This window comes from Dyella sp. KRB-257, from assembly GCF_049445995.1.
In the GTDB taxonomy this organism is placed as follows: Bacteria; Pseudomonadota; Gammaproteobacteria; order Xanthomonadales; family Rhodanobacteraceae; genus Dyella_A.
Map to the genome: position 1 here is coordinate 49,965 of NZ_JBMSDZ010000015.1, position 13,543 is coordinate 63,507.

Annotated in this window: 16 protein-coding genes; 5 read left to right on the forward strand and 11 right to left on the reverse strand. The window is 69.8% G+C overall.

Annotated elements, in window-relative coordinates:
• Positions 1 to 73: 73 nt before the first annotated feature.
• Positions 74 to 1,048 (reverse strand): helix-turn-helix transcriptional regulator, encoded by a 975-nt coding sequence (locus tag ACO2Q2_RS12300; RefSeq protein WP_423256073.1) that lies wholly within the window; start codon positions 1,046 to 1,048, stop codon positions 74 to 76.
• A 178-nt stretch (positions 1,049 to 1,226) separates the two neighbouring features.
• Here ACO2Q2_RS12300 and ACO2Q2_RS12305 point away from each other — a divergent pair, with 178 nt between their 5' ends.
• Complete coding sequence (locus tag ACO2Q2_RS12305) at positions 1,227 to 2,069, forward strand: hypothetical protein (RefSeq protein WP_423256074.1); 843 nt, start codon at positions 1,227 to 1,229, stop codon at positions 2,067 to 2,069.
• Between the two features lie 58 nt (positions 2,070 to 2,127).
• Positions 2,128 to 2,946, forward strand: a complete 819-nt coding sequence (locus ACO2Q2_RS12310) for a DUF481 domain-containing protein (protein WP_423256075.1) — start codon at positions 2,128 to 2,130, stop codon at positions 2,944 to 2,946.
• A 78-nt stretch (positions 2,947 to 3,024) separates the two neighbouring features.
• Here the strand turns inward: ACO2Q2_RS12310 and hemC are convergent, their stop codons facing one another.
• The 4 genes from hemC to ACO2Q2_RS12330 form a co-directional block, all read right to left on the reverse strand.
• The gene (gene hemC / locus ACO2Q2_RS12315; protein ID WP_423256076.1) at positions 3,025 to 3,948 is read right to left on the reverse strand and encodes a hydroxymethylbilane synthase; all 924 of its coding nucleotides are present in this window, start codon (positions 3,946 to 3,948) and stop codon (positions 3,025 to 3,027) included.
• Positions 3,949 to 4,031: 83 nt separating this feature from the next.
• Positions 4,032 to 4,736 (reverse strand): LytR/AlgR family response regulator transcription factor, encoded by a 705-nt coding sequence (locus tag ACO2Q2_RS12320; protein WP_423256077.1) that lies wholly within the window; start codon positions 4,734 to 4,736, stop codon positions 4,032 to 4,034.
• A gap of 30 nt (positions 4,737 to 4,766) precedes the next feature.
• A complete protein-coding gene (locus ACO2Q2_RS12325) occupies positions 4,767 to 5,813 on the reverse strand; it encodes a sensor histidine kinase (RefSeq protein WP_423256078.1) in 1,047 nt (348 codons plus the stop codon).
• Positions 5,814 to 5,847: 34 nt separating this feature from the next.
• Positions 5,848 to 6,516 carry an alpha/beta hydrolase gene (locus tag ACO2Q2_RS12330; protein ID WP_423256079.1) on the reverse strand — a complete coding sequence of 223 codons (669 nt, stop codon included), beginning with the start codon at positions 6,514 to 6,516 and terminating at the stop codon, positions 5,848 to 5,850.
• Positions 6,517 to 6,713: 197 nt separating this feature from the next.
• On the opposite strand from ACO2Q2_RS12330, the gene ACO2Q2_RS12335 reads away from it, so the two are divergent.
• The 3 genes from ACO2Q2_RS12335 (at position 6,714) to ACO2Q2_RS12345 (ending at position 10,067) form a co-directional block, all read left to right on the forward strand.
• Positions 6,714 to 9,152 carry a S9 family peptidase gene (locus ACO2Q2_RS12335; protein WP_423256080.1) on the forward strand — a complete coding sequence of 813 codons (2,439 nt, stop codon included), beginning with the start codon at positions 6,714 to 6,716 and terminating at the stop codon, positions 9,150 to 9,152.
• Between the two features lie 242 nt (positions 9,153 to 9,394).
• Positions 9,395 to 9,709 (forward strand): DUF4258 domain-containing protein, encoded by a 315-nt coding sequence (locus ACO2Q2_RS12340; protein ID WP_423256081.1) that lies wholly within the window; start codon positions 9,395 to 9,397, stop codon positions 9,707 to 9,709.
• A gap of 4 nt (positions 9,710 to 9,713) precedes the next feature.
• The gene (locus ACO2Q2_RS12345) at positions 9,714 to 10,067 is read left to right on the forward strand and encodes a hypothetical protein (RefSeq protein ID WP_423256082.1); all 354 of its coding nucleotides are present in this window, start codon (positions 9,714 to 9,716) and stop codon (positions 10,065 to 10,067) included.
• 57 nt (positions 10,068 to 10,124) lie between these two features.
• On the opposite strand, the gene ACO2Q2_RS12350 is transcribed toward ACO2Q2_RS12345, so the two are convergent.
• From ACO2Q2_RS12350 to ACO2Q2_RS12375, 6 genes are read right to left on the reverse strand one after another with little or no spacing between them, the layout of a single operon-like run.
• Complete coding sequence (locus ACO2Q2_RS12350; RefSeq protein WP_423256083.1) at positions 10,125 to 10,904, reverse strand: sulfite exporter TauE/SafE family protein; 780 nt, start codon at positions 10,902 to 10,904, stop codon at positions 10,125 to 10,127.
• Positions 10,905 to 10,920: 16 nt separating this feature from the next.
• A complete protein-coding gene (locus tag ACO2Q2_RS12355) occupies positions 10,921 to 11,259 on the reverse strand; it encodes an ArsR/SmtB family transcription factor (RefSeq protein WP_423256084.1) in 339 nt (112 codons plus the stop codon).
• Entirely contained in the window at positions 11,259 to 11,687 is a 429-nt protein-coding gene (locus tag ACO2Q2_RS12360) for a TIGR01244 family sulfur transferase (RefSeq protein WP_423256085.1), read from the reverse strand. Before ACO2Q2_RS12360 ends, ACO2Q2_RS12355 begins: the two co-directional genes overlap by 1 nt.
• Before the next feature lie 45 nt (positions 11,688 to 11,732).
• The gene (locus ACO2Q2_RS12365) at positions 11,733 to 12,599 is read right to left on the reverse strand and encodes an MBL fold metallo-hydrolase (RefSeq protein WP_423256086.1); all 867 of its coding nucleotides are present in this window, start codon (positions 12,597 to 12,599) and stop codon (positions 11,733 to 11,735) included.
• Positions 12,600 to 12,636: 37 nt separating this feature from the next.
• Positions 12,637 to 13,053, reverse strand: a complete 417-nt coding sequence (locus ACO2Q2_RS12370; RefSeq protein ID WP_423256087.1) for a DUF6691 family protein — start codon at positions 13,051 to 13,053, stop codon at positions 12,637 to 12,639.
• A gap of 2 nt (positions 13,054 to 13,055) precedes the next feature.
• Positions 13,056 to 13,478 carry a YeeE/YedE family protein gene (locus ACO2Q2_RS12375; protein ID WP_423256088.1) on the reverse strand — a complete coding sequence of 141 codons (423 nt, stop codon included), beginning with the start codon at positions 13,476 to 13,478 and terminating at the stop codon, positions 13,056 to 13,058.
• Positions 13,479 to 13,543 lie beyond the last annotated feature (65 nt).

Consider the following 13,543-nt stretch of genomic DNA (forward strand, 5'->3'; position numbering starts at 1 on the left):
AAGGTGCCGTGCGGGTTCGTTGTCCGGTGCATCGGAAGCGACTGTACAGTGCGGCAGCCGCCCGGATCGGTAGTTATCGGGCGTAGCCCGAGAGCGCCAGTTGCAGCAGGATCTTCATCTCCTCGCGCAGCGGCAGCGGTGCCACGATCTCCGCGTCTGGGCCGTACTTGAGCACGTCCATCAGCAGCTCGCGCGAGTTGGAGTAGGGCACCTGCAGCTCGTAGCGGCCGTCGGGCAGCCATTCGCCCTTCTGCTGCGAATGCCAGTGCTCGTCGGCGACCCAGCGCGCGGCGTGCGGCGAGAAGCGGATCGTCGCCCACGCCCTGGGCTTGCCGGCGAAGATGCCGTAGCTGGACGACAGCATCTCGTTGAGATCGCCGTCGGCGACGTCGATGGCGCGCTCGTCCAGCGCGTGCGGCTCCAGGATGCGGTCCACGGCGAAGCTGCGCAGCGCCTCGCGGTCGTGGTCCCACGCATCGAGGTACCAGTTGTCGCGGTAGTGGGTGAGCCGCTGCGGCGACACCGTGCGGCGGCTGTCCGAATGGGTGGTGCGCGCGCGGTAGCGGAAGCGCAGCTGGCGACGTTCGAGCACGGCGCCGGCGGTGATGCGGAACACCTGCTGGTCGAGCTTGCGTTCGCCCCAGGCGATCACCCGGATGCGTTCGATCGGCAGCGCCTTGCCGCTGCCCTGGTCGGACAGCAGGCCCTCGATGCGCGCCTTGAACGGCGCCAGCGCGCCGGCCAGCACGCCCGGCCCGCTGCGCCCGATCAGCTCGTTGAGCGCGAGCAGCGCGGCCAGTTCGTCGGAGGTGAGCCACAGTCCGGGCAGCTCGAAGCGCGCGCCTTCGCCGACCTCGTAGCGGAACGCGGCCTGCTCGCCGCCACCGCTCTCGATCGGCGCGCCCAGCGCGTCGCGCAGGAAGGCCACGTCGCGATACAGCGTGGCGCGCGAGCACTCCAGCTCGTCCATCAGCCGCGGCAGCGGTACCGGGTAGTGCGCCGATTTGAGCAGCCGGTGCAGGGTGAGGATGCGCTCGTAACGGTCCATGGCATATCGTCGAGGAAGGTCGTTGTGTAGCATGGGCACGCCCCCCGGCGGCCGCAAGAGCGATCGGTCGCCGTCATTGCCCCCTTGCGTTGCTGCGCGGTTCGACGCCATGACAACCCCGATGCAAGCCCCTCCCTCCATGCCTGGTGCCGGAGTCGATTCATCCGCTCGCTCCGGTGTGCGTGCGCCCGGCTATCCCACCGTCGCCCTGCAGGTGTTGGCCGACGTCGGCTACGGCATCTGGGTGTTGCAGGGGATGGCGCTGGCGTTCGGCATCTTCCGCGAGGGTCGCGGCGAGTCGCTGGTGCCGCTGGCGGTGGGCACGCTGTTCGTGCTCGCCGGGCTGATCGTGGCCAGCGTGCGCGTCCCCGGCCTGCCGGCCTGGCACGGCTGGCATCCGGGGCGGCACGTATGGCCCACGCGCCAGGCGCTGATCGCGCTGACGAGTTTCCTGCCGGTGCTGGCGGTGGCCGGGCTGACCCGCGGCGACAACGATTTCTGGGCCACCCGCCTGTCCGGCGCCGCGCTGATGCTGTGCAGCCTGGGCAGCCTGATCCAGGGCATGCCGCGCTGGGCGGCACCGGTGCCGCCGGGCGGCTCGGCCGTGTTGCCGGTGGGTCGGGTGATGGCGGCACTGTACGGCGGCGGCCTGTGGCTGTGGCTGTTCGTGGCGGCGGACGGCCGCCTCGCGATCGGCCCGGCGCAAGCGGAGCACCGGCCCTGGCTGCTGGGACTGCTGGTGATGGCCCTGCTGCTGGGGTTGATCGAGGGCATGCGCTGGCACGCGCTGCGCCTGTCCGGCAGCCCCCGCATCCCGCCGCGGGGTATCGTGCTGCCCGCGCGCTTCGCCGCGGCCCTGCTGGGCTACGCCGTGCCGTGCCTCGCCCTGCTGCTGGCCGATCGCTGGCAGGCCAGCGGCGCGCTGGCCCTGGTGGCGGCGCTCGGCGCCATGGTCGGGCGCGTGCTCGAGCAGTGGCTGTACGCCCGCGCGCACTGCCTCGCGGGGTCGGCCTTCGGCTGACGGTTGCTGCGCCTGGTTGATCAGAGCATTCCCCTTTAACGATTGGACCCCCTATCCCATGAAGAAAGCCCCCCTCGCCTTCCTGATGCTTGTCGCCTTCGCGGCGTCCGCCGTCCACGCGCAAAGCACGCCCAGCGACGATTCCAGCAGCGCCGGCAGCGGCGGCTGGAACGGCTCGGGCGAGCTCGGCTTTGCTTCCTCACGCGGCAATTCGCGTTCGGAAAACCTCAACGCCAAGCTTGGCCTGACCCAGGAGAACGAGCTGTGGAAGAACAACTTCTTCCTCAACGGCCTGCGCTCCAGGGGCGAGGTCACCGTGGTCGACTCCAACGGCAACACCCTCAACCGCTTCAGCACCACCGCCAACCGCTACGACGGCGGTGCCTCGGTGGGCTACAAGCTCGATCCGCGCAGCTACATCGTGGGCGCGGCGCGCTACGAGCACGACGACTTCGGCGCCAACCGGTGGCAGGGTACGGTGTCGCTCGGCTACGGCTATATCGCGCTGAAGAACCGGCGCACCGAGCTGTCGTTCGAGCTCGGTCCCGGCTACAAGCGCTACCGGCCGGCCGACGAGCTGCAGGACGTGGGGGGCGTCACCGTGCCGGTGCGCCAGGCCAGCGTGGGCGAGGGCGTGGCGCGCGGCCTGGTGAACTACAAGTACCGGCTCACCGACAACACCGCGTTCGAGGACACCCTGCTGGCCGAAGCGGGTTCGAAGAACAAGTACTACCAGAACGACGCCGGCCTGTCGGTCAGCATGACCAAGAAGATGGCGCTCAAGCTCGGTTTCCAGGTGCGCTACAACAGTGACACCCAGCCCGGCACGAAGAGCACCGACACGCTCACCACCACCAACCTGGTCTACAACTTCTGACGACCGACAACATCGCCGATCGAAGACGAAAAGGCCGGCTGCGCGCAGCCGGCCTTTTTCGTGCGTGCGCGGCGGCGCTCAGTGGCCGCGATCGAGCAGGCTGCGCGCACCCTGCGCCAGCAGCGCCGCGGCCACCTCGCGCCCCAGCGCTTCCGGCGCGTGCGCCGGACCCTGCGCCGCGGCCACGATCAACCGGCCGTCCGCCGCGTCGCCGACCAGGCCGCGCAGGTCGAGTCCGTGCTCGGTGCGCACGCACCACGCGCCCACCGGCACCGTGCAGCTGCCGCCGAGCGCGCGGTTCATCGCGCGCTCGGCGGTGACGGTGACGCGGGTGTCGGCGTCATCGAGCGCGCGCAGCAGCGCGAGCACCGCCGGCTGGTCCTCGCGCGCCTCGATCGCGATCGCCGCCTGCCCCGGCGCGGGCAGCCACTCCGGCGGCACCAGCAGGCTGCGGATGCGTCCGCCCAGGCCCAGCCGCTCCAGCCCGGCGCAGGCGAGCAGGATCGCGTCGTAGTTGCCGGCATCGAGCCGGGCCAGACGCGTGCCGACATTGCCGCGCAGGTCGATCGGTTGCAGATCCGGCCGTGCCGCGCGCAGCTGCGCCTGCCGGCGCAGCGAGGAAGTGCCCACGCGCGCGCCGTGCGGCAGTGCCGCCAGGTCGGCGTAGTGGTTGCTCACGAACGCGTCGGCGGCATCGGCGCGCGGCAGGATCGCCGGCAGCGTGAAGCCCGCTTCCAGTTCGGCCGGTACATCCTTCAACGAGTGCACGGCAAGCTCGGCGCGGCCTTCCAGCATCGCCACTTCCAGCTCCTTGAGGAACAGCCCCTTGCCGCCGATCGTCGCCAGCGGGCGATCGAGGATCTCGTCGCCGCGCGTGCTCATCGGCACCAGTTCCACCACCAAGCCGGGATGCGCCGCGCGCAGCAGCGTCGCCACATGCTCGGCCTGCCACAGCGCGAGCGCGCTCTTGCGGGTGGCGATACGCAGGGTGGTCGGGGTCATGCTTCGCTCCGCGGACGGGTGTGCAACGCCGCATTGTCGCGCAGATCGGCCGGCGGACCCGCCCCTGCGGCACTGCCGCCGCGTCAGCCCGTGCGCAGCAGCCTGCGCAGCGCCGGCAGGTTGCGGCGGCTGACCTCGGGCTGCTGCCCGGTGCCGGCCAGGCGGGCCAGGGTGCGGCCGTCGGCCAGCGTCCTCAGGCCGACCAGCCGCGCATGCGGTACCAGGCAGTTGCGGTGCAGGCGCACCAGCTGCTGGGGGTAGGTGTCTTCCAGCTGGCGCAACGATTCCTCGATCAGCAGCTCGCCGCCGGTGTGCTGCACGGTGACGTACTTCTCGTCGGCCTGCAGCAGGATCACCTCGTCCAGCGCGATGCGCACCTGCTCGCCGCGCAGCCGTCCGTGCAGGTAGCCGGACGGCTCGCGCGGCGCGGCGTCGAGGCGCCGTGCCGCGCGCTGCAGCGCTTCGCGCAGCCGCTCCAGCCGCACCGGCTTGAGCAGGTAGTCGACCGCGCCCAGCTCGAACGCCTCGATGGCGTGGTTCTCGTAGGCGGTGCAGAACACCACCTGCGGCCGCGCGCGCGCGCCCAGCCGATGCGCCAGCGCGGTGCCGTCCAGGCCGGGCATGTTGATGTCCAGCAGCAGCACGTCCGGCGCCAGTTCGCCGATCGCCGCCAGCGCCGACTCGCCGTCGCCCACGCTGCCGGCCACCTCCACGCCGTCGCACTCGCCGAGCAGGGCGACCAGGCGCATCCGCGCCAGCGGCTCGTCGTCGACGATCAGTACGCGCATCGCGCCGCTCCGATCACGTGATGCCGCCGCTCAGCCATGGCGGGCGGCCTCCAGCGGCAGCCGCAGCCGCACCACGAAGCGCTCGCCCTGCGGGCCGGCGTCCACCCGCGCGCGCGCGCCGTAGCGATACGCCACGCGCTGGCGCACGTTGTCCAGGCCCAGGCCGTGGCCGCCCGCCGACGGTTGCTCCGGCAGCGGATTGGCGATCTCGATCCACACCATGCCCGGTTCGCGGCCCCCGGCCAGCACGATCTCGCCGCCCCCGCGGCGCGGCTGGATGCCATGGCGCACCGCGTTCTCCACCAGCGGTTGCAGCAGCAGGCGCGGCAGCGGGAAGTCCGGCGGCAGGCCCTCGAGTTCGCGCCGCACGCGCAGACGCTCGCCCAGGCGCAGCTGCTCGATCGCCAGGTAGCGCTCGACCAGGTTGAGTTCTTCGGCGAGCGTGCCGTCGCCGCCGCGGTGCTCGCCCAGCGCGGCGCGGAACAGCTCGGAGAGGTCTTCCACCGTGCGCTCGGCGGCGTCCGGGTCCACCCGTACCAGCGCGGCCACGGTGTTCATGCTGTTGAACAGGAAGTGCGGCCGGATGCGCGCCTGCAGTGCCGCCACCTGCGCGCGGGCGGCGGCAGCCAACCGCAGCTGCCACTGCGCCAGTACGTAGAAGTAGCGCAGCATGGCCGCGCCGAGCAGGGCGGCGATCAGCGCGTTGTCGCGCACGAACTGCTGGTAGCCGCCGTGGATCAGCGCCATGCCCAGGGTGGCGTCCATCCAGCGCGCCGCGGCGCTGGCGGCGATCACGATCAGCACGATCGCCAGCCACACGCCCGCATACGGCATCGCGCCGGACAGCCGCTGCAGCCACGGTCGCGCCTTGCACAGGGTGAGCGTCACCAGTACCGCCAGCCACGCCACGAACAGCATGCCCACGCTGTAGCCGCGCCAGCCGAAGCGGGTGTCCGGCGCCAGCCACATCAGCGTCACGGTGAGCGCGCCCACCAGCAGCAGCGTGAACAGCGCCGGCAGCCGGCAGAAGTCCGGCAGGGGCAGTTGTTCGCGGGGCGGGCGCGGGGTGGATCGCATCGGCGCAGTATGCCGCAGCGCTGGTGCCGGTCGGTCAGCCGCGCAGGCGCTCGCCGAGCCAGCCGCGCAGGTCGGCGATTTCCTCGGCGCAGACCGAGTGCGGCATCGCGTAGGTGTGCCAGTCGACCGCGTAGCCGAGCGCTTCGAGGGCCGCGCGCGAATCCAGCCCGCGCTGCAGGATCACCACCGGATCCATCGTGCCGTGGCCCCAGAAGATCGGCACGCCGGCGTTGGCCGTGCTGCGCTCGGCGGCGAGCGCCTGGCCCAGCGGCAGATAGGTGGACAGCGCCACGATGCCGGCCAGCCTCTGTGTGTGGCGCAGGCCTGCCGCCAGCGCGATCGCGCCACCCTGCGAGAATCCGGCCAGCACGATGCGCTCGCCGGGCACGCCGCGCTCGTGCTCGCGCGCGATCAGCGCCTCCACCGCGGCGATCGACACGCGCATGCCGGCCTCGTCCTGCCGGCTCATCAGGTCGAAGCCGACGATGTCGTACCAGGCGCGCATCGGCAGGCCGCCGTTGACCGTCACCGGACGTACCGGCGCATGCGGAAACACGAAGCGCAGCGCCGGCCAGTCGGGTGCCACCAGCTCCGGCACGATCGGCGCGAAGTCGTGACCGTCGGCGCCCAGCCCGTGCAGCCAGATCACGCTGTGGGTGGGATCGGTACCGGTTTCGCGCTCGACGGTGGGCAGCAGGCTCATGCGGGGGACTCGACAGCGGAAAAGGGGTCCCAGTCTCCACGATGGCCGGGGACGCTGCCAGCTGCGCCGGCGACAGGCCGCCGCCGTGCGCCGCCGGACCTGGCGCAATTCCTTACGTGCCACCCATGACCTTGGGCGGTAGGCACGGCATGCCGGGGCTGGTTACGCTCAGAGGTATTGTCACCGTGGAGTCACCCATGCACCGAACCGTGCTCGCGGGCCTCGTCGCCCTGCTCGTGCTGCCCGCCCATGCCGCCATGCCGGCACCGGCGGTGCTGGACATGCAAACCATCATGGCCGATCCGGACTGGATCGGGCATCCGGTGCAGTCGCCGTACTGGAGCGTCGACGGCCGCGCGATCTACTACCGGGTGCAGCGCGACGGCAGTCCGGTGCGCGATCTGTATCGCGTCGATCCCGCCACCGGGAAGGGCGGGAAGCTCGATCCGGCCGCCGTGGCGCAGGCCGACGGCCCGGCGGTGTTCGACCGCGACCACACGCATGCCGCCTTCATCCGCCACGGCGACGTGTTCGTGGTGGATCTGGCGAGCGCTCGGCGCCGGCAGGTCACCCGCACGCCGGAGCAGGAATCCGCGCCGCAGTTTTCCGCCGACGGTCGCGCGCTGCAGTACCGCCAGGGCAACCACTGGTACACCTACGACCTCGCCAGCGGCGTGAGCGCGCCCGCCGCCGTGCTCAAGTTCGCCGACGACCCGCACGTCGAGAAGCCCGATACGCTGCGCGACCACCAGCGCGCCCTGTTCAGCACGCTGCGCCAGCTCAAGGCCGACAAGGACGCCGTGCGCGCGCAGCAGAAGGTGCTGGAAGCCGCCGACCCCGGTCGCGCGCCCGAGCCGTTCTGGCTGGGCGACAAGATCACCGCGGTGGACACCGAACTCTCGCCCGACGGCCGCTGGATGCTGCTGGTGACCGAGCCGAAGGACGCGCCCAGGGGCGAGGCGCCGAAGGTGATCCACTACGTCACCGACTCCGGCTACACCGAAGCGAAGGACGCGCGCACCTACGTCGGCCGCAAGGATCCGATCCCGCAGTCGCTGCTGCTGCTCGACCTGGCGAAGCACGCCACCTACAACCTCGACACGGCGGTGCTGCCCGGCATCAAGGACGACCCGCTCAAGGCCTTGCGCGCCCAGGCGATCGCCGCCCGCGAGAAAGCCGGCGACAGCGCCGGCGCCAAGGCGCTGAAGGCGCCGAAGGTCCGCCCGGTGCACATCGTCTCCGGCGAGAACGACGGCTCGGGCGGCGGCATCGTGTGGAGCGACGACGGCTCCCGGCTCGCCATCCAGTTGCGCGCGATCGACAACAAGGACCGCTGGATCGCCAGCGTCGATTTCGCCCGGCACGCACTGGTGAACCAGCAGCGCCTGCACGACGACGCCTGGATCAACTGGAACTTCAACGATTTCGGCTGGCTCAGGGACGACCGCACGCTGTGGTACCTGAGCGAGCAGACCGGCTGGTCGCAGCTCTACGTCAAGCCGCTGGACGGCAAGGCGAAGCAGCTCACCGCGGACAGGTTCGAGATCAGCCACCCGCAGTTGAGCGAGGACGGTCGCTGGTTCTACGTGCGCTCCAATCGCGTGGCGCCGTACAGCTACGACGTCTACCGCGTGCCCGTCACGGGCGGCGAGCTGACCCGCATCACGCATTACCAGGGCATGGACCAGTTCGCACTGTCACCGGACGGCACGCAGCTGGCCGTGCTGCATTCGGCGCCCTACGTGTTCGACCAGCTGGCGGTGCTGCCGGCCACCGGCGGCACGCCGCGCGAACTGACCGACACCATGAAGCCGGCCTACATGGCGCACCACTGGATCGCGCCGCAGATCGTGCAGGTGCCGTCCTCGCACGGTGCCGGCGCGATCTACGCCAAGTACTACGGTCCGGCGCACGAGACCGACGCCCCGGCCTCGCGCCCGGCGGTGATCTTCGTGCACGGCGCCGGCTACACCCAGGACGTGACGCTCGGCTCCACCTACTACTTCCGCGAGCAGATGTTCCACAATCGGCTGGTGCGCAAGGGCTACGTGGTGCTGGACATGGACTACCGCGCCTCGGAAGGCTATGGCCGCGCCTGGCGCACCGCGATCTACCGGCAGATGGGCCATCCGGAGCTGGAGGACATCCTCGACGGCAAGGCCTGGCTGGTGCAGCACCACGGCGTCGATCCCAAGCGCGTGGGCATCTACGGCGGCAGCTACGGCGGCTTCATGACCGAGATGGCACTGCTGCGCGCGCCGGGCGAGTTCGCCGCCGGCGCGGCGCTGCGTCCGCCGTCGGACTGGGTCACCTACAACGCCGAATACACCTCGAACATCCTCAACGATCCGCAGCTCGACCCGGAGGCGTACAAGACCAGCTCGCCGATCGAGTACGCGGCCAACCTGAAGGACCCGCTGCTGATCGAGCACGGCCTGATCGACGACAACGTGATGACCGCCGATTCGATCCGCCTCTACCAGCGCCTGATCGAGCTGCACAAGAAGAACTTCTGGATCTCGCTCTATCCGCTGGAGCGGCACGGCTTCGTGCATGCGGACTCCTGGTACGACGAGTACCGCCGCATCGACGAGCTGTTCGATACCTGGCTCGCGCCCAACCCGCCGGTGCGCTGACCTGCGGCGTGGCTGCGTGAGCTTACGCGGCGTTCCAACAGTCGAGCCGTGGAACGAGTGAGTGGCTCTGGGCCATATAGTGCGAAACGCCAGCTATCTAGGCAGTCGGATTGGTGCCAAAAGCCTCATGGTGCGCCGTTGTTGCACGTGCGGTCTCGGCGTATATACAGGCTAAAGCTTCCCTTATTGAATTCGATATAGGTTGTATATACAATGGCGGGCCTAGCATGGAGGCGTGCAGCATGGGTTTTCGGTTCGATCCAGAAGTCATCACGAAGTTGCGCGACAAGCACGACGTGACGCAGAAGGAAGTGATGGAGTGCTTTGCAAACGGCGAGGCGATCTATTTCGAAGACACGGACGAAAAGCACCAGACAGATCCGCCGACGTGGTGGTTTATGGCGCCGACTAACCGGAACCGCATGCTTAAGATCTGCTTCATGCGAAAGGACGGCGACATCGTCATCAAGACCGCCTTCCAACCGCAGAGCCACATGCATCTTGAACGTTATCGCCAGCTGGCAGGCTTGCCATCATGCTGGCCATCAGAGGAGTGAAGCCATGGACAAGAAGATCCCGGGAACCGCAGAAAACTGGGAGAGTGGCAAGCTGGGTCTCAACGAGGCTACCGCACGCATTGCATCGCCTGAAGAGATCGCCGCCATTGAGCAAGCCGTGGGGCTCAACATGCAGCCCATCTCGATCCGGCTGCAGAAGGATCTGGTGAACGTATTGAAGGAGATTGCCCGCTACCGAGGTATCGGTTATCAACCTATGATCCGTGACTTGCTGCAGCGTTGGGCGGTGGGAGAGATCTCCACGATCCTGGACGAGCGCGCGCGTGAAGCGAAGCTCAAGAAGGAAGAGATCGAGCGGGGCGAATCGTTGGCCGGAGATCTAAGAAAGATTGCCTGATCATTGGGTTCGCATCCGAAAAAGCCCGCTCCAGCGGGCTTTTTCATGCCCTCGGCCTCAGCCGCGCAGCGAGTGCACCAGCATGTAGATCGCCACCGCGATGATCATCCCGGCGAAGATCGCGTTGAGCGCGCCGCGGGTCTTGGCCAGCTTCCTGGCACCGAGCGCGCCCAGCCAGCCGCCGGCCACGCCGCCGCCGATGAAGGCGGCGGCGACCGGCCAGTCGATCAGGCCGGAGAACGCGTAGTTGGCGGCGGCGGTGAGACCGAACGCGCCCACCGCGAACAACGAGCTGCCGATGGCGTGGATGATCTCCATGCCGCTGGCCAGCATCAACCCCGGCACGACCAGGAAACCGCCGCCGATGCCGAAGAAGCCCGACAGCGCGCCGGCACCCAGCCCCACGCCGGCCAGGCGCGGGTTGGCGTGCGGCAGCGGGTAGCGGTCCGGGCCGCCGCCGCGGCGGCCGCGCAGCATCAGCCCCGCCACCACGAGCATCAGGACCGCGAACAGTACCAGCAGCCGCTGGCCGTTCACCGCCTTGCCGATGGTCGAGCCGATGAAGGCGCCGACCACGCCGGTGGCGGCGAAGATGAAGGCCGCCTTCCAGCGCACGTGGCCGGCGCGCGCGTGCGGAATCAGGTTGGCGAACGCGTTGAGCGACACCGCCAGCGCGCTGGTGCCGATCGCCAGGTGCGGATCGCGCACGCCGACCACGTAAAGCAGCAGCGGCACGGCCAGGATCGAGCCGCCGCCGCCGATCAGCGCCAGCGAGAAACCGACGGCCGAGCCGCAGGCGATCGCCAGCAGGGCCTGCATCAGGTCGAAGGTGGGCATGGCGCGGTTCTCGCGGTCAGTCGTGGCAGAACTGGTCGAACAGGGTCTGCATCAGCGCCTGCACACGTTCGTCGCTGATGTGGTAGTAGATCGACTGGGCCTTGCGCCGGCCGCTCACCACGCCGTCGCGGCGCAGCAGCGAGAGATGCTGCGAGACCACGCTCTGCGCCAGCCCCAGCGCCTGCGCCAGCTCGCCCACCGAGCGCTCGCCCGCAATCAGCTGGCACAGCAGCATCAGCCGGTTGTGGCTGGCCATCGCCTTGAGCACGGCGATCGCCTCGTCGGCGCGCGCGTGCAGGCGCTCGATCGGGGGTGCCGCGTGCGACGCGGCGAGGCTGGTCGGGCGGCCGGGCATCATGGCCGCCTGAACGCATGCAGGCGCGATGCGAATGTGGTGAGGTCGTAGCCGGCCGACGCGGCGCGCGCCAGGATCGCCTGGTCGTCCAGCGACGCTGTGGCCTGCAGCGCCCACAGCATGGTCGAGCGGGTGCCGGTGCGGCAGAACGCCAGTATCGGCGCCGGCAGCTCGGCGAGCGCCTGTGCGAAAGCCCGCGCCTGCGCGTCCTGCACCTGGCCCGATACCACCGGGATGTGGCGATACGCGAGGCCGCCCGCACGGGCGGCCTGGGCCAGTGCGCGGCTGGCGGGCTGGTCGGGTTCCTCGTCGTCGGGGCGGTTGTTGATCACGCTGCGGTAGCCCTGCGCGGCCAGCGTGGCGAGGTCGGCCTCGCTGATCTGCGGGGCCACGCTGAGCGTGTCGGTGAGGCGCTTGATGGAGGTCATGGTCAATTCCTCGCGGGAAGCAGGTACGGCGCGGAGCGAGTGGAATCAGAGCGCGTCGAGCGGGATCTTCAGATAGCTCACGCCGTTGGCCTCCGGCGGCGGCTTGTGGCCGGCGCGCATGTTGATCTGCACCGAGGGCAGGATCAGCCTGGGCATCGCCAGCGTGGCGTCGCGCGCGGTGCGCATGGCCACGAAGTCCGCCTCGGTGACGCCGTCGCGCACGTGCAGGTTGCCGCGCTTCTCTTCGCCCACGGTGGTTTGGCAGACGTATTCGTCGCGATCCGGTGCCTTGTAGTCGTGGCACAGGAAGATGCGGGTGGACTCCGGCAGCGCGTAGATCTTCTGGATCGAGCGGTACAGCGTGGCCGCGTCGCCGCCGGGGAAGTCGCAGCGGGCGGTGCCGTAGTCGGGCATGAACAGCGTGTCGCCGACGAACGCCGCATCGCCGATCACGTGGGTCATGCACGCCGGCGTGTGGCCGGGCGTGTGGATCGCCACCGCCTCGATGTTGCCCACGCGGTAGTGCTCGCCGTCGCTGAACAGGTGGTCGAACTGGCTGCCGTCGCGGGCGAATTCACTGCCTGCGTTGAACAGCTTGCCGAAGGTGTGCTGCACGGTGCGGATGTGCTCGCCGATGCCCAGCCTGCCGCCCAGTTGCTGCTGGATATACGGCGCGGCGGAAAGGTGGTCGGCATGCACGTGGGTGTCGATCACCCAGTCCACGCCGAGGCCGTGCCCGCGCACCCAGGCGACGATGGCGTCGGCCGAATCGTGGCGGGTGCGGCCGGAAGCGGGGTCGTAGTCGAGCACGCTGTCGAGCACCGCCGCGCGCCCGGTGGCCGGGTCGGCGACGACGTAGCTGAAGGTGTTGCTGGGCTCGTCGAAGAATGCTTTGACCTGGGGCTGTTGCATCGTGATCTCCTTCGCTTGTTCGCTTGAGGGCGCGCGTTCAGCCGCGCGCCGCGGGAATCCTGGCCGCCAGCCACCAGCCGGCGAGCATCGTGGCGATCAGCACGCCCAGCGCAGGCGTGGCGGCCGACAGCGAGGCCAGCGCCGGACCCGGGCAGTAGCCGGCGATGCCCCAGCCGATGCCGAACAGCGCCGCGCCGCCAACCAGTCGCGCGTCGAAGGTGCGCGCCGCGGGCAGCTGGAAGCTCGGCTCGAACAGCGGCCGGCCGCGGCGGAACACCAGCCGGTAGCCGATCGCGGTGGTCAGCACGGCGCCGCCCATCACGAAGATCAGGCGCGGATTCCAGGCGCCGAACAGATCGAGGAAGCCCAGCACCACGGCCGGCTGGGTCATGCCGCCCAGGCTCAGGCCGAGGCCGAACACCAGACCGGCCACGAGGGCGATGGCGATTTTCATGGTCAGGCCACTCCGAGCAGGTGACGCAGGACAAATACCGTGGCGATACCGAACGCCATGAACACGCCGGTGGCCAGCAGTGAACGCGGCGACAGGCAGGCGATGCCGCACACACCGTGACCGCTGGTGCAACCGCTGCCCAGCCGCGTACCCACGCCCACCAGCAGGCCGGCCAGCGCCATCAGCGGCAGGCTCACCTGCGGCGCGCCGATGCCGTTGTCCTGGCCGAACAGGCTCAGCAGCAGCGGCCCGGCGATCAGGCCGATGACAAAGGCCACGCGCCAGCCGCGGTCGCCGCGATGGCCGATGAACACGCCGCTGGCGATGCCGCTGATGCCGGTGATCCGGCCCAGGCCGGCCATCAGCAGCGCCGCGGCGCCACCGATCAGGACGCCGCCGAGCAGGGACGAGAGGTAGTGATGCATGGTGTCCGGTTCATATATTCAAAGATGCGAATATATTAGATGGCACCATCTCCGACGCAAGCCCC